Origin of the sequence: Stenotrophomonas indicatrix (genome assembly GCF_050573115.1) — a bacterium.
Lineage (GTDB): Bacteria > Pseudomonadota > Gammaproteobacteria > Xanthomonadales > Xanthomonadaceae > Stenotrophomonas > Stenotrophomonas lactitubi_A.
The window spans coordinates 958059-981194 of the sequence record NZ_JBNYZT010000001.1 but is presented as its reverse complement, the minus strand read 5'-3'; the positions used below and the strand labels follow the sequence as shown (position 1 = coordinate 981194).

The window sequence follows — 23136 nt, the reverse complement described above, 5'->3', positions numbered from 1 at the left end:
CACGCAGCCTTTGTAGAGTTGAGCAATGCTCGACTCACGCGCGCAGCGCGGGCTTCGCTTTTCATTCTTTCATTGCGCGGCTGGCACGCACGTAGCCTGTCAGAGGCCGGGCGAGGTGGGTTTGCGGGGGTGTAAGCGCCATGGATGGCGCGCCCAAGCCCCCATGGATGGGTTTACGGCGTCCCCCGCAAACCCACCTCGCCCGGCCCAACCGCAGAATCCGACCCTGCCAGCCGCGAGGGGGCTCAGCCCGTTGGCCGGAAACCTTTCACCACTTGAACAGCACCAGACTGATCGCCAGCGTACTCATGCCCGCGACCAGCCCGTAGACGGTCTCGTGGCCCTTGGCGTAACGCTTGGCCGCCGGCAGCAGCTCGTCCAGCGCCAGGAACACCATCACACCGGCAATCAGGCCGAACACCCAGCCGAACGTGGCGTGGGACAGGGAGCCGGACAGCAGTACATAGCCGATCGCCGCGCCGACCGGTTCGGCCAGGCCTGACAGCAGGCTGGCGGCGAAGGCGTAGAACTTGTTCTGCGTGGCGAAATACACCGGCACCGCAATGGCGATGCCCTCGGGAATGTTGTGGATGGCAATGGCGAAGGCCAACGGCATGCCCACCGACGGGCTCTCCAGCGTTGCGAAGAACGTCGCCAGTCCCTCCGGAAAGTTGTGTGCGGTGATCGCCACCGAGGTCAGCAGGGCGACCCGTTTCAGGTATTCGCGGCTGTTCTCGCGGAAAGCAGGGTCCTGCTTGTCCAGGCTGTCATGCGGGTTGGGAATGAAGTGGTCGATCAGCACGATCACCACCACACCCAGCAGGAAGGCGAGGGTGCCGTAGGTGAAGCCGGTGCGTTCACCATAGGCCAGCGCGAACGAGGCGATGGATTTGTTGAGGATCTCCGACAGCGAGACGTACACCATCGCGCCGCCGGCAAAGGCCAGGCCGAAGGCCAGCAGGCGCGGGTTGGGGCGGCGCGAGAACAGCACCAGCAGGCTGCCGATGGCGGTGGCAAGGCCCGCAGCGAGGGTGACCGCCAGGGCGATCCAGATGTTTTCGGGGGGGATCTGCAGCATGTTCCGACGCGTTCCTTGTCATCAAGCAATCGCCCCGGCACGGGCCGGGGCGGGGCGGCAAAGGCGAGGCGGGCGTCGGCTGGCCTCGTCAGCGGCAGGCGGTCAGCCGCCGCGGCGCAGGCTTTCTTCGATGGCGAAGCACTGGTCCGGCTTCGGCTGCGGCGGGTTGAAGCTGACCGGCACCTGGATCGTGGCCGGCACGGCCTCGCCATTGCGGGTGGCGGCCTTGAACTGCCAGCCCTGCACGGCGGTCTTGGCCAGATCGTCCAGCTGCGGATTGCCCGCGCCGGTCAGCAGGGTGACCTCGCTGGGCTTGCCGTCGGTGCCGATCACCACCTTGAAGGTGCTGGTGCCGCCCACGCCGGTGCAAGCCAGTTCAAGCGGATACTGCGGCGGCGGGGTCTTCACTGCCGCCACTTCGGTGGGTGCCGCAGCCGGCGCTGCCGGCGGCTCGGAGGTGCCGCAGCCGGCCAGGCTGGTCACGGCAAGCAGGGACAGGCTCAGCAATCGCACGTTCATTTCGGTTGCTCCGTCAGGGCTGAAGTCTTCGCTGCGCAGATGAAGTCGTTCTCGCTCAGGCCGCCCACGTCGTGGGTGGAATAGCGGACGACGGCACGGTCGTAATGGACACCGAGGTCCGGGTGATGGTCCTCACCGTGGGCGATCCAGGCCAGCGCGTTCACGAAGGCCATGGTGGCGTAGTAATCCTTGAAGCGGAACGTGCGCACCAGCGCCTGGCCGGCCTCGGCCAGCTCCCAGCCGGGAACCTGCGGCAGCAGTTCTGCCAGGCGGGCCTCGCCCAGCTTGTGGTCGCTGCCTTTGCGCGGCACGCAACGGGCCTGTGCCAGCGGAATCAGGTCGGCCATGGGTTCCTCCACCTCGTGTTGACTGAACAATGCGCCGGCCGGTGTATAAAACGAATGAGCGGCTGACGCTTACTTGGCTAGAATAGCCTGATGATCCAGATCTCCGACACTGCCCAGACCCATTTCCGCAAGCTGATCGAACGCGAGGGCGTGCCCGGCATGGGCGTGCGCTTGAGTGCGGTCGAACCCGGAACCCCGCGTGCCGACGCCCGGCTGGAGTTCGCCGAGCCGACCGACCTGCTCGGCGACGAGTGGGCGGTGGACTGCGATGGCTTCACGCTCTATGTCGACGCCACCAGCGTTGGCTGGCTCGACGGCGCGGAGATCGACATCGTGCCCGGTACGGCCGGCACCCAACAGCTGACGATCAAAGCGCCGCGGATCAAGGGCGAAGCGCCCGGCGATGCCGCCTCGCTGGTAGAGCGCGTGCATTGGGTTGTGGAAAACGAAGTCAATCCGCAGCTCGCTTCGCATGGCGGCAAGGTGGCCGTGCAGGAAGTCTCGGCCGACGGCGTGGTGCTGCTGCGCTTCGGTGGTGGCTGCCAAGGCTGCGGCATGGCCGACGTCACCCTCAAGCAGGGCATCGAGAAGACCCTGATGGGCCGTGTGCCCGGAGTGACCGCCGTGCGTGACGCCACCGATCACGACAGCGGCCGCGCCCCGTATATTCCGCGCGGCAACGCCGCCTGATCGCCAACGCGTGCCTCTGCCCAGAGCCGAGCAACTCATCGACCTGCTGCTGGCGCGCCAGCAGCGACCGCCCATCCTCGAGAAGAACACCGGCCTGCCATACGGCTGGGCGATCTGGCTGCGGACGCTGACGCCGCTGCCACGTCCGTTGCACGCGCGCGAAGTGATCGCGGTGCTGCTGCCGCGGCCACTGCCAGGCCCCCCGGGACAATTGCCGGCACTGGGACCATGGGCGTCCCTGCGCCGCCTGTTCTGGCAGGACTGGGATCCGGCGCCTCGCGACCAGCGCTGGATGCGCTGGACCTCGGCGCTGCTCAGCGCGCTGCTGCATCTGTTGTTCTTCCTGTTGCTGCTGTGGGTAGCGGTGATCCGCACGTCTTCGCCGGACGAGCAGGGCAGCGAGGGTGAGCGCGTGCAGATTGAATTCGTCGGCCGTGCTGCGCAGGAAGGCGGCGGCGACCAGGCCGGGGCCGAGGCGGCTGCTGCTGCAGCAGCCGGTGCCGTAGCCGCAGGCCAGGACGCGGGAGCTGCCACTGCGCCGCGCCCGCAGCCTGCAGCACCTGCGCCGTCATCCGCCGCCGCTGCCACGTCTCCGACCGCCAGCGTGCCGCCGCCCGAGGTCGAGCCGGCACCGGTTGCCGCACCACCGCCCTCACCGGTGCAGGCCACCGAAGTGGCGCAGGCCACCAGCGAATTCGTGGTGCCGCCGATGGCGCCGCCGCGAACCGAAGTCAGCGTCGTTCCGCGCGACACCACGCCGACCGTGCGCGAGCGCAGCGTGCAGCCAGTGCAGGCTGCGCCGACACCAACGCCCGTGCGCATGCCCGACGTGGCTGTGCAGGCGCCGCGCGTACGCGATGTGCAGGTGCAGGAACGCGAAATCGCCACGGTCGAAGTGCCGGTGGCGTCGCAGCCCCTGCGTGCCACCGACATCCAGGTGGGCGTGCCGCAGCGTGAGGTGCAGGTGCGCGAACGCGAAGTGCAGGCGATGACCGATCCGCAGGTGCGCATGGCTGCCGTCGCGGGGCGCGAGCCCACAGTGCGTGCGCCTGCCGGTCGCGAGGTGCAGGTGCGCGAACGGGAGGTTGCAGCCGCTCCGCTACCGGCAGCGTCGTCCTCGGCTGGCAGTGCGACGACGCCGACGCCGGCGCCGGCAGGCAGCGCAGCACAGAACAGCGCCACTGCCGCGCGTCCTGCGGCGACCAGCACCACCGCCGCGCAGGCGGGCGCGCGCCCGGCGCCGACCCCGGGCAACTGGGCGACTCCTGCACGCGGTGACGACTGGGGTGCCTCCAGCCGCAATCGCGAAGGCGCCAATCAGGGCGCCGCGCAAGCCAGCGCCGGCAAGGGGGATGGTCTGTTCAATGCTGACGGCAGCGTGCGCGTGGCCGGCCAGGATGGGGCCGGCAAGGCCGAGCGTGGCGCACCTGGCGGAGCCAACGACGGCTGGAGCAAGGAACGCATCGCCGAGTCCGGCAAATGGCTGAAGCGGCCGCCCTACGACTACACGCCCACCTCGTTCGATAAGTACTGGGTGCCGCAGGAATCGCTGCTTGCCGAATGGGTGCGAAAAGGCGTCAAGGCGATGGAGATTCCGTTGCCGGGCACCAGCACGAAGATTTCCTGCGTGATCTCGATCCTGCAGGCCGGTGGCGGCTGTGGCCTCACCGATCCGAACATGCAGGACCAGCCCGCCGTGGCGCGTCCGCCGCCGGATATCCCGTTCAAGAAAGAGCTGCAGGAAGATAACGGCAGCCGGTAGGGTGCCGCATCCACGCATGGCGTGGATCTACTGTGCATCCAGCTGCGCCGGGTAGATCCACGCCATGCGTGGATGATCCATGCGCTTACACGTGCATGCCGACCAAGGTCGGCCTCTACCCGGTCACGCGCTCTGCGAGAGGAATACCCAGAACGGGACGTCGCGGCCCACCCAGTCACGGCTGGCTTCATCAAGGATGTCCAGCAGCGTGTCGAACTCCTTGCCCGCCGCTGCGCGCAGGGCATCGACATCGGCGAGGAACAGCGCATACCCATTGGCCGGCAACCATTGCAGGTCGCGCAGGTTGTCCGTCAGTGCATCCCAGTTGCCACCGAAGCCGGCAGGGAAATCAAGCTGGGCGGCCAGCCGTGCCAGCAGGGTGCGCTTGTCGCTCACGCCATCCAGGTCGATCCGGATCACCTTCAGGTCGGCATCGCGCATCGCTGCCGACAGTGCGCTGATATCCGAGCTGTCGATTGCGTAGACGCCGGCATTGTTGATGTCATGCAGGCCGAGGCCGAAATCATCGTGGCTCATGGACGTTCTCCGGAGGCCGGTACGGTGAAGCTGCGGAAGGATTCGTAGTGGTCATCGGTGTAGTACCAGGCATCGGGCGGATTGCCGCCGGTGACGATGCGCCGCGCGCCACGGTTGCCTGCGCCAGGCGTGTCAACGGTGTACTCGCGGTAGTAACCGCGCGGACGCTGTGGCAGTTGTTGTTCGCGGTTGCCGAAGGTGCTGCCGTCCTGGCGATGCGGGAACGGGCCGCCGCGCTGGATCAGTGCGATGGTCTGGCGGGCTTCGGCCGGAAGGAAGGCGGGCAGGGCGCTGTCACTGCCGCTGTTTCGGACCGCCGGTGCACTGGCGGCCGGCGTGCTCTGCAGGCCAGGCGCGAACTGCGGCGGCGGCCGCTGCAGGAAATGATTGACGACCAGGCCGAGCAGTAGCAGGGCGATGGCGGTGATCAACAGCCGGGGGTTGCGCATGGGCAGGAGCGGGCGAGGGTGGTGCGCCCACTGTAGCGCCTGCGCGCTGCACCCTGCATGAGGGCGCGCGCTGCGTCACCGCCGGGTAACAATTGCCGGCACGCTCACCTGCAGGACGCAATTTCCTTTACATCCCCCTTGGTAATCTGGCGGTCTGTCCCCATCATTCACCGCGCACCGCCCGACGATGCCGTCGGGTGCCCTCGCTATCAGGAGATGCATCATGGCCTACACCCTGCCCAAGCTGCCCTACGCCTACGACGCGCTGGAACCGCATATCGATGCGGCGACGATGGAAATCCATCACACCAAGCATCACCAGACCTACATCAACAACGTCAACGCTGCGCTGGAAGGCACCGAGTACGCCGACCTGCCGGTCGAAGAACTGGTGAAGAAGCTGAAGTCGCTGCCGGAGAACCTGCAGGGCCCGGTGCGCAACAACGGTGGTGGCCACGCCAACCACTCGCTGTTCTGGACCGTGATGGCCCCGAACGCCGGCGGCAACCCGGTCGGTGATGTGGCCAAGGCGATCGACAAGGACCTGGGCGGTTTCGACAAGTTCAAGGATGCCTTCACCAAGGCCGCGCTGACCCGCTTCGGCAGTGGCTGGGCGTGGCTGAGCGTGACCCCGGACAAGAAGGTCGTGGTCGAAAGCAGCGGCAACCAGGACAGCCCGTTGATGGAAGGCAACACGCCGATCCTCGGTCTGGACGTGTGGGAACACGCGTACTACCTGAAGTATCAGAACCGTCGTCCGGAATACATCGGCGCGTTCTTCAACGTCATCGACTGGAACGAAGTCGAGCGTCGTTACCAGGAAGCGATCGCCTGATCGCAGTGACTGGATGAACTGAAAAGGCCGGGGGAGACCCCGGCCTTTTTGTTTGTGGGTGTTTGGTAGTGCCGGCCGCTGGCCGGCAACCTCATGATCCTGCCAGGGGTATTGCAGTTGCCGGCCAGCGGCCGGCACTACCCCGCAGACGGAGTCATTCGGTGGTGGCGGGCACGTCCTGCAGCCGCAGCGTCGCCATCACCCCCAGGCGCAGGCCGGGCAGGTCGCCATCGGCGGGCAGCAGGATCGCCTGCTGGCGGATGCCGCCGAAGTGCTTGACCTGGAACAGGACATCCAGCCCATGGCCACTGGCACCCCCGCCGCTGGCCGCCGGTGCGCCAGGATTGCGCCGGGCCGGCTGGAAGCCGGGCGTGCTGCGCACCAGCTCGACGGTGCTGGCTGAGAAATCCCCGGCGATCAGGCTTGGCATGCCCTCGGCCGTGGCGCCGATCCAGGTCATCAGGTCGCTGGTTTGATGCTGCCGGGCCGTGGCTTCGTCCGGCTCCGGCCGCAGGCGCGCGATATAGACGTTGACGTCGTTGTCGCCCAGCCGCAGGCGCATCATGCCGGCGGCACTGAAGGTGCCCGGTGGGTGCAGCAGGGTGACGCCGTCTTCGCTGACCGGCAGCCGGCTGAGCATCGCGTTGCCGTGCCGGACCGGCTGGCTCGGCGGGTCGGCCGTGACGAAATCGCAGCTGTAGCGCAGCCGGCTGGCCAACCAGCAGGCCGGGTTGCGCCCCTGCTGCTGCAATACCTGCTGCACCGAGATCACATCCGGCTGCAGATCGGTCAGCAGTTGCAGTACCTGTTCGCGGCGCTGCTTCCATTGGCCTTCGTCACGGCTGGGCAGTTCCAGCGCGGCGACGGTCAATTGCCGCACCTCGGTGGCAAGGCCTGCGGCGGGTGGCGCCTGCGGCCGTGCCAGCGCAGGCATGGCCAGCATGAGGGCAAGGCAGCTGGGCAGGATGCGGGCAAAGGGCAGGGGGCGCATAACGATAAGTTTACGCTTTTGCCGTGCAGGTTCCGTGACTTCCGGCAGGGCCGCGCATGCCTGCCATGCTTTGGCACGGCTGTCATGCAGCCCTGCAGCGTGCTTCGCACGCACAGGTTCCGGTACTCTTGCGCCTTTCGTTTTGCAGGAATGCCTTACAGGATGAGCCACGACGCAGTCGCCCCCATCGCCGGCCAGGGAAAGATGCCGCGCCAGATCCCGTACATCATCGGCAATGAGGCCTGCGAGCGGTTCAGTTTCTACGGGATGCGCAACATCCTGGTGCAGTTCCTGATCACCTCGCTGCTGCTGCAGGAACTCACTGCGGAAGGCCGTGCCGGTGAAGCCAAGGACATCATGCACAGCTTCATGATCGGCGTGTATTTTTTCCCGCTGCTCGGGGGCTGGCTGGCCGACAAGTTCTTCGGCAAGTACCACACCATCCTGTGGTTCAGCCTGGTCTACTGCATGGGCCATCTGTGCCTTGCGTTGTTCGAGGGCAGCCGAGAGGGCTTCTTCGTCGGCCTGGGCCTGATCGCGCTGGGTGCCGGTGGCATCAAGCCGCTGGTGGCCTCGTTCATGGGCGACCAGTTCGACCAAAGCAACAAGCACCTGGCCAAGATCGTCTTCGACGCCTTCTACTGGATCATCAACTTCGGCTCGTTGTTCGCCTCGCTGCTGATCCCGCTGGTGCTGAAGAACTGGGGCCCGCAGTGGGCTTTCGGCATTCCGGGCATCCTGATGTTCATTGCCACCTTCGTGTTCTGGCTGGGCCGCAAGCGCTATGTGCTGGTGCCGCTGCCGCCGAAGGACCCGCATTCGTTCGCCAACGTGGTGCGTACCGCGCTGACCGCGCGCGTCGCCGGCCAAGGTCGTCCGGGCCTGGTCATCGCCGTGGTCGGGCTGGTACTGGCGGTCGCTTCGTTCGGCCTGGTCGGCTCGCTTGGCATCGTGATCTGCCTGTGCCTGGCGCTGGTGTCGATTCTGGCAGGCATCGGTGGTGGCACTTGGCTGCAGCTGGATCGCGCCCGCGGCCAGCACCCGGCCGAGGCCGTGGAGGGCGTGCGCTCGGTGCTGCGCGTGCTGGTGATCTTCGCGCTGACCACCCCGTTCTTCTCGCTGTTCGACCAGAAGGCCTCGACCTGGGTGCTGCAGGGCCAGCAGATGCAGATGCCGAGCTGGTTCACCGCCTCGCAGATGCAGGCATTGAATCCGCTGCTGGTGATGATCCTGATTCCGTTCAACAATCTGGTGCTGTACCCGGCCCTGCGCCGCTTCGGCTTCGAGCCGACCGCGCTGCGTCGGATGACCGTAGGCATCGCCTTCAGCGGCCTGGCCTGGATCGTGGTGGGTGGCATCCAGGTGGTGATGGACGGTGGCAACGCGATGTCGATCTTCTGGCAGATGCTGCCGTACGCGCTGCTGACCTTCGGTGAAGTGCTGGTCTCGGCCACCGGCCTGGAGTTCGCCTACAGCCAGGCACCGCAGGCGATGAAGGGCGTGGTGATGAGCTTCTGGAACCTGACCACCACCATCGGCAACCTGTGGGTGCTGCTGTCCAACGCGGCGGTACGCAACGAGACGGTGACCCACCAGATCGCCGGGACCGGGTTGAGCGAGGCGGCCTTCCTGATGTTCTTCTTCGCCGGCTTCGCCTTCATCGCGGCGTTGGCCTTTGGTTGGTATGCGAAACGCTATCGTATGGTCGACAACTACCGCACCGCCTGAGCCTGACATGACCCCCGTCAATCTGCTGTTGATCGCCATCACCGCCATCCTGTCGTGGATGGCGTTCAACAACCGCAAGCTGGCCGACCGCCTGATCCTGTGGCCGCCGGCGGTGGATCGCCACCGCCAGTACGACCGCCTGATCACCTACGGCTTCATCCACGCCGACTGGTCGCACCTGATCTTCAACATGATCACCCTGTTCTTCTTCGGGGGATTCATCGAGAGCGTGATGGTGCAGCTGACCGGCAGCTACCTGGTCTATCCGGCGTTCTACGTCGGTGCGCTGCTGGTCTCGATCCTGCCCAGCTATCTGAAGAACCAGAAGAACCCGAACTACCTCAGCCTCGGTGCATCCGGGGCGGTGTCAGCGGTGCTGTTCGCCTTCATCCTGATCAAACCGTGGTCGATCATCCTGGTGTTCTTCATCCCGGCGCCGGCGATCGTGTATGCCGCGTTCTACGTCGGCTACAGCATCTGGATGGACAAGCGCGGTGGCGATCGCATCAACCACAGCGCGCACCTGGCCGGTGCGGCGTTCGGGGTGATCTTCATGCTGGCCATGCAGCCGAGCATCTTCAGTCACTTCCTGCGTGAGCTGTCCAATCCGACCTTCCGCCTCGGCGGCGGCTGAGGGTGGCTGGGGTCGGATCCACGGGATCCGACCCCCGGGGCTTCGGCCCCGCTCCGGGTCAGGCGCGGGTTTCCTGACCGTAGGTATCGAGCAGGCGGGAGAACACTTCCTCGCCGATGCTCTGGAATGCCTGGTCTTCGGTCTGTCCCTCCACGGCCAGTTGCAGCAGGCCCTCCAGCAGGGCGTGATCGGTATCGGAATGTGAGTCGCTGGGGTGCATCGCGGGCCTCCACGGCAGATCGCTGGGTCAACTGTCGCAAGGGGCATGCCAGCCTGGCGTACCCCTGCAAAGGGGTTAGCGGCCGGCCGGGCTGCAGCTTGAGGGCAACAACTGACGCAGAAGGTGCGGACTTGTCCCTGTTCAGGCTTCACGCGATCATGGCGCCCGCCTGCGCACCATCCACGCAGTCGCCGCAGGAGACAGTCCCATGGCTTCGGTCACGCCCCCCGGTCTGGCTTACGAGGTCGAACACGATCAGGTCAACCACCGGTTCACCGCCCGCGTGCGCGGACAGGTTGCACTGTTGGATTACCAGATCAAACGCAGGCGGATGGTCATCACCCATACCGAAGTGCCCGAGCCGATCGCTGGCCGCGGCATTGCCGGTGAGCTGACCCGGGTCGCACTGCGTTTCGCCCGCGAACAGAAGTACAAGGTGGTGCCGGCATGTGCCTATGCCGAGGCCTTCCTGCAGCGTCACGAGGAGTATCACGATCTGCTTGTAGGCTGACTCCAGCGGGCCACGCTTCAGCCAGGGCAGGCGATGATGTATGAACATGAACAGGGGATCCCGATGAAGATTGGAAACAACCGGCCACTGCACGCCAGCGTGCTGGCCGGCGCTATGGGCGTGCTGTTGCTGGCCGGTTGCCAGCGCGAGAACGAGGCGGCACCGGCCACCGACGCCGCGCCTGCGGCCGAAGCCACTGGCACCGCCGAGACACCCGCAGCGGAAGCGCCGTTGGATCTGCGCGATGTGATCGAGAACAACGAACGTGAAGTGGTCGGCATCAGCTACCCGGCGGGCATCGATCGCTATCCGGGGCTGGCGCGCGCGCTGCAGGCCTATGCCACCTCTGCCCGCGGCGATCTGCAGCAGGCGCTGGACGGGCTGGGCAACGACAAGCCGACCATGCCCTATGAGCTGTCGCTGAGCTTCGAGAAGCTGCTGGAGACGCCGCAGCTGGTGGTGGTCAGTGCCGACGGCAGCCGCTACACCGGTGGCGCCCACGGCGAACCGCTGGTTGCACGATTCGTGTGGCTGCCGGCGCAGCAGCAGATGTTGAGCGCCGACAAGCTGGTGGCCGACGCCAAGGGCTGGAAAGCGATCAGCGATTTCGTCGCCGACCAGCTGCGTGAGCGCGTGGCCACCCGCCTCAGCGGCGAGGACATGGACCCGTCGCAGCTGCAGGAATCCCTGCGCAATGCCTCGCGGATGATCGCCGACGGCACCGGTCCGCAGGCCGACAACTTCAGCCAGTTCCAGCCGCTGACCGACGACAAGGGTCAGATCACCGCACTGCGCTTCGTGTTCCCGCCCTATCAGGTGGGTCCATACTCGGACGGTACCCAGACCGCTGATGTGCCGGCCTCGGTGGTGTTGCCGCACGTGGCCAAGGACTACGTGGAGCTGTTCGCACGCGGGTAACCGTAGACGAGGAGGTGACGTGGATACAGGGTTGCAGGAGCGGGTCACCGGCCTGCTCCACGAGGCCGGGGTCCAGATCGATGGAACCCGGCCACAGGATATCCAGGTGCATGACCCGCACTTCTTCGCGCGGGTCATGGCGCACGGCTCACTCGGCCTGGGCGAAAGCTATATGGACGGCTGGTGGGATGCCAACGTCCTCGATGAATTCCTGTTCCACCTGATGCAGGCGCACCTGGACGAACGGGTGCACGGCTGGCGTGAGGTAGCCGACGCCCTGAGAGCGCGTCTGTTCAATCTGCAGGCCGGGCAGCGCAGCTATGAAGTCGGCCGCCGCCACTACGACCTCGGCAACGACCTGTACCAGGCGATGCTTGGCCAGCGCCTGGTCTACAGCTGTGGCTATTGGCGCAACGCCAACGATCTGGATGGCGCGCAGGAAGCCAAGCTCGATCTGGTGTGCCGCAAGCTTGGGCTGCGCCCCGGGCAACGCGTGCTGGATATCGGCTGCGGTTGGGGCGAGGCGCTGAAGTTCGCCGCTGAGCGCTATGGTGTCAGTGGCGTGGGCATCACCATTTCGCAGGAGCAGGCCGACTACGCGCGTGAGTTGTGCGCTGGCCTGCCGATCGAGATCCGGCTGCAGGACTATCGCGAACTGGACGAGCCGTTCGACGCGGTGTTCTCCATCGGCATGTTCGAGCACGTGGGCGACAAGAACTACCGCAGTTTCTTCGATGTGGCACGGCGCTGCCTGTCGCCGCGTGGCCTGCTGCTGTTGCATACAATCGGCAGCAACGTCTCGCGCCATCGCACCGATCCGTGGATCGCGCGCTACATCTTCCCCAACTCGATGCTGCCGTCGGCGGTGCAGATCAGCCGGGCGTTCGAAGGGCGCTTCGTGCTGGAGGACTGGCACAACTTCGGTACCGACTACGACCTGACCCTGCAGGCTTGGCGACGCAATGTGGAAGTGGCGTGGCCGACACTGGATGCGCAGCGCTATGACGAGAGGTTCCGTCGCCTGTGGAGGTTCTACCTGGCTGGATCGATGGCGACGTTCCGCAGCCGCCATGCGCAGTTGTGGCAGCTGGTGCTGTCGCCGCAGGGCGTGCCGGGGGGATACGTGGCGCCGCGGTGAGGCCGCATTCCAGTAGATCCACGCCATGCGTGGATGGGGTCAGAGCCCTTTCCGATGGAAAGGGATCCGACCCCAGGGTCAGATCCCATTTCGTAGAAATGGGCTCTGACCCATCCATAAAAAAAACCGCCCGGTCTCCCGGGCGGTTTTCATTTCACGCTACGGTGCCGGCGATCAGTTGCCGGTGCCGGTCAGGCCACGCTTTTCCAGCAGCGGTTCGATCTGCGGCTCGTGGCCGGCGAAATCGCGGAACAGCTGCATCGCATCCACGCTGCCACCCTTGGACAGCAGGGTCGCGCGGAAATGGTCGCCGTTCTTGCGGCTCAGGCCACCGTTGTCGCGGAACCACTTCTGGGTGTTGGCGTCCAGCACTTCCGACCAGATGTAGGCGTAGTAGCCAGCCGAGTAGCCGCCCATGATGTGGCTGAAGTACGGGGTCTTGTAGCGCGGCGGAACCGGCGCGTAGTAGATGCCGTCCTTCTCCAGCGCGGCGCGCTCGAAGGCCATCACGTCCTTGGCGGCCGGCACCTGGTCCGGGCCGATCTGGTGCCAGCGCTGGTCGAGCATGGCCGCACCGAGGTACTCGGTGGTGGCAAAGCCCTGGTTGAACTTGGCCGCGGCCAGCACCTTGTCCAGCAGCGCCTGCGGCATCGCCGAACCGTTCTGGTAGTGCTTGGCGTAGTTCTTCAGGATGGCCGGGTTGTCGGCCCACATCTCGTTGACCTGCGAGGGGAACTCGACGAAGTCGCGCGGCACAGCGGTGCCCGAGAAGTACGGGTACTTCACGTTCGAGAACATGCCGTGCAGGGCATGGCCGAACTCGTGGAAGGTGGTGCTCACTTCATCCCAGGTCAGCAGGGTCGGCTGGCCGGCCGGCGGCTTGGGGATGTTCAGGTGGTTGGCCACCACCGGCTTGAAGCCGGTCAGCTTGGACTGCGAGACGTACGAGTTCATCCACGCACCGCCACGCTTGGACGCACGTGCATACGGGTCGAAGATGAAGATCGCCAGCTGGCTGCCGTCGGCGTCGAACACGTCATAGACGGTGACGTCATCGTGGTACACCGGCAGGTCGGTGCGCTGCTTGAAGCTCAGGCCGAATTCCTGGCCGGCGGCGTAGAACACGCCATTTTCCAGCACGTTCTTCATCTCGAAGTACGGCTTCAGCTGCGATTCGTCGAAGTTGTACTTGGCCTGGCGCACCTTCTCGCTGTAGAAGGCCCAGTCCCACGGCTCGAGCTTGAAGGTCGGCTTGCCGGCGGCCTTCTGCTCCTGGTCGATCATCGCCTGCAGGTCGGCGGCTTCGCGCTTGGCGTTGGCCACCGCTGCCGGGGCCAGCTTGCCCAGCATCGCATTGACCGCTTCGGGGGTCTTGGCGGTCTGGTTGGTCAGGTTGTAGGCGGCGAAGTTGGCAAAGCCCATCAGCTTGGCCTTGTCGGCGCGCAGCTGCATGATGCGCGCGACCAGTGCGGTGTTGTCGAACTCACCGCCGCGGCTGCCGCGGGTGGTGGAGGCTTCGTAGATCTTCTGGCGCAGGGCGCGGTTGGCCAGGTTGGTCAGCGGCGGCTGGCCGGTGGTGTTGAGCAGGGTGATCACGTACTTGCCGTCCAGGCCACGGGCCTTGGCGGCTTCGGCGGCGGCAGCGATCTGCTCCTTGGACAGGCCGTCCAGTTCCTTGACGTCGTTGACGGTGATCGCCGAAGCATTCACTTCCGACTGCACGTTCTGGCTGAACTTGGTGCCCAGGTTGGCCAGCTCGGCGTTCATCTTCTTCAGCGTAGCCTTGTCGGCCTCGGACAGCTTGGCGCCGGCGCGCACGTAGTTGTCGTAGTACTTCTCGACCAGGCGCACGCCTTCAGCGTCCAGGCCCAGGGTGGTACGGCTGTCATACAGCGCCTGGATGCGCGCGAACAGCTTGCCGTTCAGCGCGATTGCATCGCTGTGCGCGGCGAACTTCGCCGAGTAGTCGGCCTGCAGCTTCTTGCGGGTGTCGTTGGTATCGGCGCCGACCAGGCTGAAGAACACGGTGGTCGCGCGGTCCAGGGTGTCACCGCTCTTTTCCAGGGCGATGATGGTGTTGTCGAAGGTCGGCTTGGCCTTGGTGTTGGCGATCGCCTCCACTTCCTTCAGCTGCTGCGCCATGCCGGCGTCGAAGGCCGGGGCGAAGTCGCTGTCCTTGATCTTGTCGAACTGCGGGAAATGCAGCGGCAGCGGGCTGTCGGCGAAGAACGGGTTGGCCTGCTGGGCATTGGCAGCAGCCGGGGCGGCGGCGCTGGCCGAATAGGCGGGCAGGGCAAGGCCGAGGGTCATGGCCACGGCAAGGGCAAGGCGGGTGGTCAAGGTCGATACTCCGGTAAGGCAAACAAGGGCCCGAGGGTAACCCGGCCCGGCGCGCCCGCACTTGTGTCAAAAGGCATGTTGGCAACGCCGCCGCGCAGTAGCGCCCCCCCATGGCTGACTGCCCGGGTACCATGGAGAACACCGCCCCAGGCCAGTTGCCATGACCACCGCCTACGATTTCAGCTTCCGCGACCTTGATGGCCAGCCGCATCCGCTGGCGCAGTACCAGGGACGTCCGCTGCTGCTGGTCAACGTGGCCAGCCGCTGTGGCTTCACCCCGCAGTACACCGGGCTGGAACAGCTGTGGCAGGGGTATCGCGATCGCGGCCTGGTGGTGATCGGCTTTCCCTGCAACCAGTTCGGTGCGCAGGAACCGGGCGATGCCGCGCAGATCCGCCAGTTCTGCTCGATCGATTACCCGGTCAGCTTCCCGCTGTCGCAGAAGATCGAGGTCAACGGTGAGGGTGCCGACCCGCTGTGGGCATGGCTGTCGCACGAAAAGCGCGGATTGCTGGGCATCGCCCGCATCAAGTGGAACTTCAGCAAGTTCCTGGTTGATCGCAAGGGGCAGGTGGTGGATCGCTATGCGCCGACCACCAAGCCGGAGCAGCTGCGCGGCGGCATCGAAGCGCTGCTCTGAAGGTAGTGCCGGCCGCTGGCCGGCAACCACGTGGCTGCAGCAGAGCCGGCCAGCGGCCGGCGCTACCGTTGAAGCTTATTTCTCGACGAACGCGCGCTCGAACACGTAGTGGCCGGGCGTCCCGATGCGCGGGGAGGTCTGGAAGCCGCGGCTGTCCAGCACGGTGCGCAGGTCGGCCAGCATCTGCGGGCTGCCGCAGATCATCGCGCGGTCGTTTTCCGGGCTCAGCTCCGGCAGGCCCAGGGTGCGCTGCATTTCGCCGCTTTCCATCAGCTGGGTCAGGCGGCCCTGGTTCGGGAACGGTTCGCGGGTCACCGCCGGGTAGTACAGCAGCTTGTCGCCGATCATCTCGCCCAGGAACTCATGCTCGCGCAGTTCCTTTTCGAAGTAGTCGCGGTAGGCCAGGTCCTTTTCGTAGCGCACGCCATGGCAGAGGATCACCTTCTCGAAGCGCTCGTAGGTTTCCGGGTCCTTGATGACCGAAAGCCACGGTGCCATGCCGGTGCCGGTACCCAGCAGGTACAGGTTCTTGCCGGGGTGCAGGTCGCTGATCAGCAGGGTGCCGGTGGGCTTCTTGCCGACCAGCACCTTGTCGCCCGGCTTGATGTGCTGCAGGCGCGAGGTCAGCGGGCCGTCCTGCACCTTGATGCTGAAGAACTCCAGGTGCTCTTCCCAGTTGGCGCTGGCGATGGAGTACGCGCGCAGCAGCGGCCGCGCGTCGGTCTCCAGGCCGATCATCACGAACTGGCCGTTCTCGAAGCGGAAACCGCTGTCACGGGTAAGGGTGAAGCTGAAGTAGGCGTCGGTCCAGTGGCGGACCTCAAGCACCGTTTCGGCGCCGAAAGCGGAGGACATGGGCGTATCTATCAGAAGTCGTCGGGACAATTCTATCTCAAATGAGACAGGTTCTCATTAGGCGAAACGAGAGGCGTTCTCAGCGGTAACCTGCCGCCTGCAGCTCGAACAGCTCGGCATAGCGGCCGCCCTGGGCCATCAGCTGCGCGTGAGTGCCGCTGGCCTCGATGCGGCCGTCAGCCAGCACCAGGATGCGGTCGGCCATGCGCACCGACGAGAACCGATGGGAAATCAGCACGGCAGTGCGATTATCCGCCAACTCCCTGAACCGCTGGAACACCTCGAACTCGGCACGGGCGTCCAGCGCCGCGGTGGGTTCATCCAGGATCATCAGCTGTGCATCGCGCATCCACGCACGGGCGATGGCGATCTTCTGCCACTGGCCACCGGACAGGTCCACGCCCTGCTTGAAGCGGCGGCCGATCTGCTGGTCGTAGCCGCCGTGCAGGGCCGCGATCACTTCCTCGGCCATGCCGCGGCGGGCGGCGTCGGTGATCCGCGCGCGGTCGTCCATCGCTTCCACCTGGCCGACACCGATGTTCTCGCCGGCACTGAGGTTGTAACGCACGAAGTCCTGGAAGATCACGCCGAGATTGGCGCGCAGGTCGTCCAGGTCGTAGTCGCGCAGGTCGCGGCCATCCAGCAGGATGCGGCCTTCGTCGGGTTCGTACAGGCGTGCCAGCAGCTTGACCAGGGTAGTCTTGCCTGCGCCGTTTTCACCGACCAGTGCCAGCACTTCGCCCGCGTGCAGCTGGAAATCGAGGTGACGCACGGCCCATTGCTCGGCATCGGGATAGCGGAAGCCTACGTCTTCGAACACGAAGCCTTCGCGGATCGGCTGCGGCACGCGCACTGCGTCTTTGCGCGAGTGGATTTCCGGTTCGATCTGGAAAAACGAATACAGGTCGTCCAGATACAACGCCTGGCTGGCCACCTGCGAGAAGCCGATCAGCAGGCCTTCCAACAACTGGCGCAGGCGCAGGAAGCTGCCGGCGAGGAAGGTCAGGTCACCGATCGAAAAATCGCCGCGCACCGTGCGCCAGGCGATATAGGCATACGCGGTGTAGTAGCCCAGCGTGCCCAGCGCGGCCAGCAGCGTGCCCCAGAACGCACGCCGCCGGGCGAGCGCGCGGTTGGCGAGGAAGAGTGCCGCCGACAAGCTGCGGTAACGGTCGACCAGGAACCGGTGCAGGTTGAAGATCTTCACTTCCTTGGCCGTTTCCACGCTGGCGCCGAGCTGGCGCAGGTAGTCCAGCTGGCGGCGTTCCGGCGTCCACAGGAAGTTGAGGCTGTAACCGGCCGCATTGAAGTGCGACTCGCCAATGAACGCCGGCACCAGCGCCAGCGCCAGCAGCAGGATCAGCCACGGCGCGTAGACCAGCAGGCCGACGGCCAGGCTGGCGACGGTGATCGCATCCTGCACCTGGCCGAACAGCTGGCTCATCAGGTTCATCCGGCCCATGGTCTGGCGCCGCGCACGGTCCAGCTTGTCCTGCAGGTCCGGGTCCTCGAAGTCCTCCAGGTCCAGGGTGGCTGCGTGTTCCATCAGGCGCACGCTGGTGACGTTGGCGAACAGTTCCGACAGCAGGGCATCGGCGTAGCTGACCAGACGGCCGAGCAGGTCCGAGGCGATGGCCAGGCCCAGTTCCAGTGCCAGCAGGCCGAGCAGCGGATTGAGCAAGCCACTGGACAGGGCCTCGCCCAGCGGCGGGAAGCCCGCGTCGTGCTGGCTGAGGTGCAGCGCGGTATCGATGATCAGCTTGCCGACGTACAGCATCGCCACTGGCAGCAGCGCACGGATCAGGCGCAGGCCAAGACTGGCCAGGGTCAGGGCGCGGCTGGTCTGCCACACCTGACGCAGGAATGGCGGCAGGTTGCGCATCGCCTTGAAGCGTTGACGCAGGCTGGGTTTCTTGGCGCCGGCAGCGCCGACAATGGGGGAAGCAGGCATGCCGCTATTGTGCGCGCCTGATACGTGCAGGTGGGGTCAGCGCAGCCGTGTGGCTGACACCGGGGTCAGATCCCTTTGCGCGGCAAAGGGCTCTGACCCCCGCGACCCACAATGGGTCAGAGCCCTTCGCAGTGCGAAGGGATCCGACCCACCTCCATCCACGCATGGCGTGGATCTACTGTGTCGACCAAGGTCGACACCTACCGAACAGCAGCAGGAAACTGTCGAAGGCGGGGTGGGCCAGCGCGCAGGAAGCCAGCTTCTGCTGTTGCTGTTGAGGTTGAGGTTTAGGTTGCCGGCCAGCGGCCGGCATTACAGCGGGCGCCGGGCGCAGCCCGGACGGCAACCCCCTTACGGCAGCGGCGGCAGCAACCCAGCGCCCAGCCGGTTCCAGGCATTGATCACGGCGATTCCCATGCTCAGGTCGCTGATGCCCTTCTCATCGAAGTGCGGTGCCAGCGCATCGAACGCCGCCTGCGACGGCGCACCGTCGGTCAACCGGGTCAGGGCCTCGGCCCAGCCCAGCGCCGCGCGCTCGCGTTCGTCGAAGAAACGGCTTTCGTGCCAGGCCGGCAACGTATCCAGCTTGCGCGGCTCGATGCCACCCTTGCGCAGCGTGGTGGCATGCATGTCCATGCAGTAACCGCAGCCGTTGAGCTGCGACACGCGCAGGAACACCAGTTCCATCAGGGTCGGATCGATCGAACTGTCATGCACCGCCTTGCTGGTGGCCAGCAGGCCCTTGAAGGCATCAGCGGCCAGGCGGGTGTAGGGAACGCGGGGAGAGTTGTGGTTGGACATCTTCAGCTCCACGGCGGCCACGATGGCCGCCTTTCGTTACAAGGACGCCGCCGTGTCGGCGCGCGTGACAACCGCAGGCAGTTTTTCTGGATTCAGCACGCTGTAGAGATTGGCGATGCGGCCATCGACCACCTCGATGGTGGTGATCGAGTGCAGGTGGCCGCCTTCGAAGCGCAGGATCGCCGGCTCGCCGTTGACGTAGCCGAGCTGAGCCGGATGCGCTGCGCCGCGGCGGGCGATTGCCCAGTACAGGCGGCCGATACGCTCGGCGCCCAGCAGCGGACGCACCGCCGCGGTAACCACGCCACCGCCATCGGAGACCAGCAGCGCGTTGGCATGCAGCAGCGCCTGGATCGCTTCGCTGTCGCCGCGCTGGGAGGCGTCCATGAAGCGCGCCAGCAGCTGCCGGTGCTGGCTGGCATCGGCGTTGAAGCGTGGCCTCCCTGCCTGCAGGCGCTGCCGGGCACGGTGCACCAGCTGCCGGCAGTTGGTCTCGCTATGGCCGATCAGCTCGGCAATCTCACGGTAGTCGTGATCGAAGGCTTCCTTCAGCAAGAAGGCGGCGCGCTCCTCCGGGCCCAGCTGTTCGAGCAGGGTCAGGAAGGCCACCGAGACGTCATCGGCCAGCGCGTGCAGCTGGGCCGGGCCGGGCGCCGGATCAGGTTCGAGGGTGATCGCCAGCGGTTCCGCCAGCCACGGGCCCACGTAGTGCGCGCGCTCACGCTTGGCCGCGCGCAGCCGGTCCAGGCCCAGACGGGTGGTGGTGGTCACCAGCCAGGCCTCCGGGTCGGCGATGGCCGCGGTATCGGTACCTGACCAGCGCAGCCAGGCGTCCTGCACCACGTCTTCGGCGTCGGTGCGGCTGCCCAGCAGTCGGTAAGCCAGTGCCATCAAGCGCGGGCGGTGGGTATGGAAGGCGGTTTCGGCGTTCATGTGGGCAAGGACGCGCCAGCGGGGCGCGGCGTGACAGAGGGCAGGGCTCAGATCTTGCCGGCCAGCGGCCGACACTGCCACCCCGCGGTCGAGGGAGGGGGTAAAATGGGCGGATTACCCCCGCCAGCCTTCAGCAAGCGAGCAATCCGTGACATCGATCAAGCAGGAAGACCTCATCCAGTCCGTCGCCGACGCGCTGCAGTACATCTCGTACTACCACCCGGTCGACTACATCAAGAACCTTGCCGCCGCCTACGAGCGCGAGGAGTCGCCGGCAGCGAAGGAGGCGATCGCGCAGATCCTGATCAACTCGCGGATGTGCGCCGAAGGCCACCGGCCGATCTGCCAGGACACCGGCATCGTCACTGTGTTCCTGGAAATCGGCATGGACGTGCGCTGGGATGACGCCACCATGGGTGTGGAGGACATGGCCAACGAGGGCATCCGTCGCGCCTACCTGTACCCGGACAACAAGCTGCGCGCCTCGGTGCTGGCCGATCCGGCCGGCAAGCGCATCAACACCAAGGACAACACCCCGGGCGTGGTCAACGTCAAGGTGGTGCCGGGCAACACCGTCGAGGTGATCGTCGCCGCCAAGGGCGGTGGTTCGGAAGCCAAGACCAAGTTCGCCATGCTCAACCCGTCCGACTCGATCGTCGACTGGGTGCTGAAGACCGTGCCGACCATGGGCGCGGGCTGGTGCCCGCCGGGCATGCTCGGCATCGGCATCGGTGGCACTGCTGAAAAGGCGATGCTGCTGGCCAAGGAAGCGCTGATGGAGCCGATCGACATCACCGAGCTGCAGGCCCGCGGTGCGTCCAACCGCATCGAAGAGCTGCGCCTGGAGCTGTACGAGAAGGTCAATGCGCTGGGCATCGGCGCGCAGGGCCTGGGTGGTTTGACCACGGTGCTCGACATCAAGATCAACGACTACCCGACCCACGCGGCCAACCTGCCGGTGGCGATGATTCCGAACTGCGCCGCCACCCGCCACGCGCACTTCACCCTGGACGGCAGTGGCCCGGTGATGCTGGACCCGCCGTCGCTGGAAGACTGGCCGAAGCTGACCTATGACGCCTCCAAGGGCACCCGCGTGGACCTGGACACGATCACCCCGGAAGACGTGGCCAACTGGAAGCCGGGCCAGACCCTGCTGCTCAACGGCAAGCTGCTGACCGGCCGCGACGCCGCGCACAAGCGCATGGTCGACATGCTCAACAAGGGCGAGGAACTGCCGGTCGATCTCAAGGGTCGCTTCATCTACTACGTCGGTCCGGTCGATCCGGTGCGCGACGAAGTGGTGGGCCCGGCTGGTCCGACTACTGCCACCCGCATGGACAAGTTCACCGAACAGGTGCTGAGCGAAACCGGCCTGCTGGGCATGGTCGGCAAGGCCGAGCGCGGCCCGGCTGCGATCGAAGCCATCAAGAAGCACAAGTCGGCCTACCTGATGGCCGTCGGTGGTTCGGCGTACCTGGTGTCCAAGGCGATCAAGGCGGCCAAGGTCGTCGGCTTCGCCGACCTGGGCATGGAAGCGATCTACGAGTTCACCGTGGAAGACATGCCGGTGACCGTGGCCGTCGATTCCACCGGTGAGTCGGTGCACAAGACCGGCCCGCGCGAATGGCAGGCCCGCATCGGCAAGATTCCTGTCGTGGTGGAGTGATCGGCGCGGCGACGTCCATGCCTGTCCGATTGCAGAACGGCGCCCTGGTGGCGCCGTTCTTCGTTTAACGTTTGCACTCGCGCTGCTTTGCTAGGGTGTGCGCGTTGCCAAGGAAGGGAAGCTGCTTGTGCGTCAAGGAACAAGTGCAGTTCTTGTTGTAGTTGCCATCCTATTGCTGGCGGGTTGCGCGCCGCAGTACTACGTGGAGCAACCCACCAGTGAGGCCGGCCGCGTGTGTGCGGCAGGGTGTGCACAGCGGCATCTGCAATGCGCGGGTCAGGCGCGCTCGATGGCTGAAACGGCGCAGCAGAGCTGTCAGGCGGGCAAAGCACGTGTCATCGACAAATGCAGCGATATTGCTGACGAGAAGATGCGGCATCGTTGCGAGGGCGCACGCGGCGCCGGCGCATACTGCGCCGTTGCAGCCGATACGCGCGCCTGTGATGCGACCCGGGCCCAGTGTGTGCTCGATTGCGGCGGATCGGTGAGCGAAACCCGTTCTTCCGGCAGTATTCCGGTCTATTGAACAAGGAGTGTCCTGTGAACCTGTTGCGCAGCCTTTGCTTTGTCGGCCTGCTGGTGCTTGCCGGATGCAGTACATCGTCTTCGTCGTATGGCGGTGGGGGCGGCTTCAGCGCCGGTGCCCAGTGCCAGATGCAGTGCCAGGCCAGCTATCGCAGCTGCATGGCCCAAGACCAGGGAATCGGCAGCCGCCAGTCCAGCTGCGAGCAGCAGGTGGCACCGACACCGGACAAGCGCTGCAAGGACATCGAGCATCCGGAACTGCGTCGCTCCTGCGAATTGAAAGCGCACGATTGCACGCTGCGGGCGCCGATGATGGGCTGTGGCGAGCGTCGCGACACCTGCATGAGCACCTGCGGCTGACCCGAACGGTGGCAGCGCGCATAATCAGCCGTTCCCCGCACAGGATCGGTCATATGCGCACCACCTTGTATGGTTCCACCAGCACCGCCTCGCTGGTGGTGCACTGGCTGCTGATCGAGCTGGGCATCGAGCACGAACTGGTGCTGCTCGATTTCGACACGCACGAGCACAAGTCGGCCGACTACCTGGCCCTGAATCCGGCCGGCAAGGTGCCGACCCTGCTGATCGACGGCCAGGTGCTGACCGAGGCGGCCGCCATTGCGTTGTATCTGGCAGACCGTCATCCGCAGGCAGGGTTGTTGCCCGCCGTCGGCACGCCCGCGCGTGGCGAGGCCTATCGATGGATGTTCTGGTGCGCCAACACCGTGCAGCCGGCGTACCGCGCCTGGTTCTACGCGCACGAAGCGGCGGGTGGCGAGTGCATCGAGGCCGTGCGTGCGATGGCGCGGCAGCAACTGGAAGCGGCGTGGCAGCACCTTGCCACGCACCTGCAGAGCGGCGGCCCTTACCTGCTTGGCGATGCGCCGAGCGTGGTCGATTTCATGCTGGTGATGTTGATGCGCTGGTCGCGCAACATGCCCACGCCCAGCGACCACTGGCCGGTATTGAAGGCGTATGCGGATCGCCTGAAGGCGCGCCCGGCGTTCGCCGAGGTCTATCGCCGCGAAGGCATCACCGACTGGCTGTAACCCGTTCTACCAAAGCGGG

General features: G+C 65.8%; 25 protein-coding genes. 13 read left to right on the top strand and 12 right to left on the bottom strand.

The features are described 5' to 3' along the window. Positions 1–268: 268 nt before the first annotated feature. The 3 genes from zupT to ACQ5SA_RS04415 all read right to left on the bottom strand — a co-directional run bounded on the left by zupT (position 269) and on the right by ACQ5SA_RS04415 (position 1944). Entirely contained in the window at positions 269–1078 is an 810-nt protein-coding gene (gene zupT / locus ACQ5SA_RS04425; RefSeq protein WP_499312883.1) for a zinc transporter ZupT, read from the bottom strand. 102 nt (positions 1079–1180) lie between these two features. Next, positions 1181–1597, bottom strand: coding sequence for an energy transducer TonB (locus ACQ5SA_RS04420; RefSeq protein ID WP_312705987.1), 417 nt, complete (start codon positions 1595–1597; stop codon positions 1181–1183). Further along, positions 1594–1944, bottom strand: a complete 351-nt coding sequence (locus ACQ5SA_RS04415) for a 4a-hydroxytetrahydrobiopterin dehydratase (protein WP_230110908.1) — start codon at positions 1942–1944, stop codon at positions 1594–1596. Before ACQ5SA_RS04415 ends, ACQ5SA_RS04420 begins: the two co-directional genes overlap by 4 nt. Positions 1945–2034: 90 nt before the next feature. On the opposite strand from ACQ5SA_RS04415, the gene ACQ5SA_RS04410 reads away from it, so the two are divergent. Together ACQ5SA_RS04410 and ACQ5SA_RS04405 are read left to right on the top strand one after the other, a co-directional pair. Further along, positions 2035–2634 (top strand): NfuA family Fe-S biogenesis protein, encoded by a 600-nt coding sequence (locus ACQ5SA_RS04410; protein WP_499312881.1) that lies wholly within the window; start codon positions 2035–2037, stop codon positions 2632–2634. A 10-nt stretch (positions 2635–2644) separates the two neighbouring features. After that, positions 2645–4396 (top strand): hypothetical protein, encoded by a 1752-nt coding sequence (locus ACQ5SA_RS04405; RefSeq protein ID WP_499312879.1) that lies wholly within the window; start codon positions 2645–2647, stop codon positions 4394–4396. A 123-nt stretch (positions 4397–4519) separates the two neighbouring features. Here the strand turns inward: ACQ5SA_RS04405 and ACQ5SA_RS04400 are convergent, their stop codons facing one another. Together ACQ5SA_RS04400 and ACQ5SA_RS04395 are read right to left on the bottom strand one after the other, a co-directional pair. Beyond that, the gene (locus ACQ5SA_RS04400; RefSeq protein ID WP_499312878.1) at positions 4520–4933 is read right to left on the bottom strand and encodes a barstar family protein; all 414 of its coding nucleotides are present in this window, start codon (positions 4931–4933) and stop codon (positions 4520–4522) included. Next, positions 4930–5382 carry a guanyl-specific ribonuclease gene (locus ACQ5SA_RS04395; protein ID WP_499312877.1) on the bottom strand — a complete coding sequence of 151 codons (453 nt, stop codon included), beginning with the start codon at positions 5380–5382 and terminating at the stop codon, positions 4930–4932. Before ACQ5SA_RS04395 ends, ACQ5SA_RS04400 begins: the two co-directional genes overlap by 4 nt. Before the next feature lie 223 nt (positions 5383–5605). Here ACQ5SA_RS04395 and ACQ5SA_RS04390 point away from each other — a divergent pair, with 223 nt between their 5' ends. Then, the gene (locus ACQ5SA_RS04390) at positions 5606–6217 is read left to right on the top strand and encodes a superoxide dismutase (RefSeq protein ID WP_089236174.1); all 612 of its coding nucleotides are present in this window, start codon (positions 5606–5608) and stop codon (positions 6215–6217) included. Between the two features lie 154 nt (positions 6218–6371). Here ACQ5SA_RS04390 and ACQ5SA_RS04385 read toward each other — a convergent pair whose 3' ends face one another. Next, positions 6372–7208 (bottom strand): endonuclease/exonuclease/phosphatase family protein, encoded by an 837-nt coding sequence (locus ACQ5SA_RS04385; RefSeq protein WP_353100099.1) that lies wholly within the window; start codon positions 7206–7208, stop codon positions 6372–6374. Positions 7209–7370: 162 nt separating this feature from the next. Here ACQ5SA_RS04385 and ACQ5SA_RS04380 point away from each other — a divergent pair, with 162 nt between their 5' ends. Together ACQ5SA_RS04380 and ACQ5SA_RS04375 are read left to right on the top strand one after the other, a co-directional pair. Then, the gene (locus ACQ5SA_RS04380) at positions 7371–8936 is read left to right on the top strand and encodes a POT-type proton-dependent oligopeptide transporter (protein ID WP_230110904.1); all 1566 of its coding nucleotides are present in this window, start codon (positions 7371–7373) and stop codon (positions 8934–8936) included. Between the two features lie 7 nt (positions 8937–8943). Next, positions 8944–9570: a rhomboid family intramembrane serine protease gene (locus ACQ5SA_RS04375; RefSeq protein ID WP_025876742.1), complete on the top strand. Its 627-nt coding sequence runs from the start codon at positions 8944–8946 to the stop codon at positions 9568–9570. A gap of 58 nt (positions 9571–9628) precedes the next feature. On the opposite strand, the gene ACQ5SA_RS04370 is transcribed toward ACQ5SA_RS04375, so the two are convergent. Beyond that, positions 9629–9790 carry a hypothetical protein gene (locus tag ACQ5SA_RS04370; RefSeq protein ID WP_165780990.1) on the bottom strand — a complete coding sequence of 54 codons (162 nt, stop codon included), beginning with the start codon at positions 9788–9790 and terminating at the stop codon, positions 9629–9631. Between the two features lie 208 nt (positions 9791–9998). Here ACQ5SA_RS04370 and ACQ5SA_RS04365 point away from each other — a divergent pair, with 208 nt between their 5' ends. Genes ACQ5SA_RS04365 through cfa form a run of 3 tightly spaced genes read left to right on the top strand, consistent with a single transcriptional unit; the run spans position 9999 to position 12357 of the window. Further along, positions 9999–10301 (top strand): GNAT family N-acetyltransferase, encoded by a 303-nt coding sequence (locus ACQ5SA_RS04365; RefSeq protein ID WP_089236171.1) that lies wholly within the window; start codon positions 9999–10001, stop codon positions 10299–10301. A 36-nt stretch (positions 10302–10337) separates the two neighbouring features. Continuing rightward, a complete protein-coding gene (locus ACQ5SA_RS04360) occupies positions 10338–11219 on the top strand; it encodes a DUF3298 and DUF4163 domain-containing protein (RefSeq protein ID WP_353100365.1) in 882 nt (293 codons plus the stop codon). 19 nt (positions 11220–11238) lie between these two features. Next, complete coding sequence (cfa, locus tag ACQ5SA_RS04355) at positions 11239–12357, top strand: cyclopropane fatty acyl phospholipid synthase (RefSeq protein ID WP_499312874.1); 1119 nt, start codon at positions 11239–11241, stop codon at positions 12355–12357. A 174-nt stretch (positions 12358–12531) separates the two neighbouring features. On the opposite strand, the gene ACQ5SA_RS04350 is transcribed toward cfa, so the two are convergent. Further along, complete coding sequence (locus tag ACQ5SA_RS04350) at positions 12532–14697, bottom strand: M3 family metallopeptidase (protein WP_499312873.1); 2166 nt, start codon at positions 14695–14697, stop codon at positions 12532–12534. 160 nt (positions 14698–14857) lie between these two features. On the opposite strand from ACQ5SA_RS04350, the gene ACQ5SA_RS04345 reads away from it, so the two are divergent. Then, the gene (locus tag ACQ5SA_RS04345; protein WP_230110901.1) at positions 14858–15337 is read left to right on the top strand and encodes a glutathione peroxidase; all 480 of its coding nucleotides are present in this window, start codon (positions 14858–14860) and stop codon (positions 15335–15337) included. A gap of 75 nt (positions 15338–15412) precedes the next feature. Here the strand turns inward: ACQ5SA_RS04345 and ACQ5SA_RS04340 are convergent, their stop codons facing one another. From ACQ5SA_RS04340 to ACQ5SA_RS04325, 4 genes are all read right to left on the bottom strand, one after another. Next, positions 15413–16192, bottom strand: a complete 780-nt coding sequence (locus ACQ5SA_RS04340) for a ferredoxin--NADP reductase (protein WP_499312872.1) — start codon at positions 16190–16192, stop codon at positions 15413–15415. A 79-nt stretch (positions 16193–16271) separates the two neighbouring features. Beyond that, the gene (locus ACQ5SA_RS04335; RefSeq protein WP_499312871.1) at positions 16272–18143 is read right to left on the bottom strand and encodes an ABC transporter ATP-binding protein; all 1872 of its coding nucleotides are present in this window, start codon (positions 18141–18143) and stop codon (positions 16272–16274) included. A 351-nt stretch (positions 18144–18494) separates the two neighbouring features. Continuing rightward, a complete protein-coding gene (locus ACQ5SA_RS04330; protein ID WP_499312869.1) occupies positions 18495–18944 on the bottom strand; it encodes a carboxymuconolactone decarboxylase family protein in 450 nt (149 codons plus the stop codon). A 36-nt stretch (positions 18945–18980) separates the two neighbouring features. After that, positions 18981–19877, bottom strand: a complete 897-nt coding sequence (locus ACQ5SA_RS04325; protein WP_499312868.1) for an RNA polymerase sigma-70 factor — start codon at positions 19875–19877, stop codon at positions 18981–18983. A gap of 148 nt (positions 19878–20025) precedes the next feature. Between ACQ5SA_RS04325 and ACQ5SA_RS04320 the strand changes: the two genes are divergently transcribed. From ACQ5SA_RS04320 to ACQ5SA_RS04305, 4 genes are all read left to right on the top strand, one after another. Next, positions 20026–21543 carry a fumarate hydratase gene (locus ACQ5SA_RS04320; protein WP_108265950.1) on the top strand — a complete coding sequence of 506 codons (1518 nt, stop codon included), beginning with the start codon at positions 20026–20028 and terminating at the stop codon, positions 21541–21543. Between the two features lie 289 nt (positions 21544–21832). Continuing rightward, positions 21833–22069 carry a hypothetical protein gene (locus tag ACQ5SA_RS04315; RefSeq protein WP_499312866.1) on the top strand — a complete coding sequence of 79 codons (237 nt, stop codon included), beginning with the start codon at positions 21833–21835 and terminating at the stop codon, positions 22067–22069. A 14-nt stretch (positions 22070–22083) separates the two neighbouring features. Next, entirely contained in the window at positions 22084–22428 is a 345-nt protein-coding gene (locus ACQ5SA_RS04310) for a hypothetical protein (RefSeq protein WP_499312865.1), read from the top strand. Between the two features lie 53 nt (positions 22429–22481). Beyond that, the gene (locus ACQ5SA_RS04305; protein WP_499312864.1) at positions 22482–23117 is read left to right on the top strand and encodes a glutathione S-transferase family protein; all 636 of its coding nucleotides are present in this window, start codon (positions 22482–22484) and stop codon (positions 23115–23117) included. The last annotated feature ends 19 nt before the right edge of the window (positions 23118–23136 follow it).

Bases quoted from the DNA above. Each gene is read 5' to 3' on its own strand.
- zupT (WP_499312883.1), bottom strand. From the start codon at position 1,078: ATGCTGCAGATCCCCCCCGAAAACATCTGGATCGCCCTGGCGGTCACC.
- ACQ5SA_RS04400 (WP_499312878.1), bottom strand. From the start codon at position 4,933: ATGAGCCACGATGATTTCGGCCTCGGCCTGCATGACATCAACAATGCC.
- ACQ5SA_RS04390 (WP_089236174.1), top strand. From the start codon at position 5,606: ATGGCCTACACCCTGCCCAAGCTGCCCTACGCCTACGACGCGCTGGAA.
- ACQ5SA_RS04345 (WP_230110901.1), top strand. From the start codon at position 14,858: ATGACCACCGCCTACGATTTCAGCTTCCGCGACCTTGATGGCCAGCCG.
- ACQ5SA_RS04415 (WP_230110908.1), bottom strand. From the start codon at position 1,944: ATGGCCGACCTGATTCCGCTGGCACAGGCCCGTTGCGTGCCGCGCAAA.
- ACQ5SA_RS04420 (WP_312705987.1), bottom strand. From the start codon at position 1,597: ATGAACGTGCGATTGCTGAGCCTGTCCCTGCTTGCCGTGACCAGCCTG.
- ACQ5SA_RS04370 (WP_165780990.1), bottom strand. From the start codon at position 9,790: ATGCACCCCAGCGACTCACATTCCGATACCGATCACGCCCTGCTGGAG.
- ACQ5SA_RS04385 (WP_353100099.1), bottom strand. From the start codon at position 7,208: ATGCGCCCCCTGCCCTTTGCCCGCATCCTGCCCAGCTGCCTTGCCCTC.
- ACQ5SA_RS04365 (WP_089236171.1), top strand. From the start codon at position 9,999: ATGGCTTCGGTCACGCCCCCCGGTCTGGCTTACGAGGTCGAACACGAT.
- ACQ5SA_RS04315 (WP_499312866.1), top strand. From the start codon at position 21,833: ATGGCTGAAACGGCGCAGCAGAGCTGTCAGGCGGGCAAAGCACGTGTC.
- ACQ5SA_RS04375 (WP_025876742.1), top strand. From the start codon at position 8,944: ATGACCCCCGTCAATCTGCTGTTGATCGCCATCACCGCCATCCTGTCG.
- ACQ5SA_RS04410 (WP_499312881.1), top strand. From the start codon at position 2,035: ATGATCCAGATCTCCGACACTGCCCAGACCCATTTCCGCAAGCTGATC.
- ACQ5SA_RS04330 (WP_499312869.1), bottom strand. From the start codon at position 18,944: ATGTCCAACCACAACTCTCCCCGCGTTCCCTACACCCGCCTGGCCGCT.
- ACQ5SA_RS04395 (WP_499312877.1), bottom strand. From the start codon at position 5,382: ATGCGCAACCCCCGGCTGTTGATCACCGCCATCGCCCTGCTACTGCTC.
- ACQ5SA_RS04380 (WP_230110904.1), top strand. From the start codon at position 7,371: ATGAGCCACGACGCAGTCGCCCCCATCGCCGGCCAGGGAAAGATGCCG.
- ACQ5SA_RS04335 (WP_499312871.1), bottom strand. From the start codon at position 18,143: ATGCCTGCTTCCCCCATTGTCGGCGCTGCCGGCGCCAAGAAACCCAGC.
- ACQ5SA_RS04305 (WP_499312864.1), top strand. From the start codon at position 22,482: ATGCGCACCACCTTGTATGGTTCCACCAGCACCGCCTCGCTGGTGGTG.
- ACQ5SA_RS04340 (WP_499312872.1), bottom strand. From the start codon at position 16,192: ATGTCCTCCGCTTTCGGCGCCGAAACGGTGCTTGAGGTCCGCCACTGG.
- ACQ5SA_RS04360 (WP_353100365.1), top strand. From the start codon at position 10,338: ATGTATGAACATGAACAGGGGATCCCGATGAAGATTGGAAACAACCGG.
- ACQ5SA_RS04325 (WP_499312868.1), bottom strand. From the start codon at position 19,877: ATGAACGCCGAAACCGCCTTCCATACCCACCGCCCGCGCTTGATGGCA.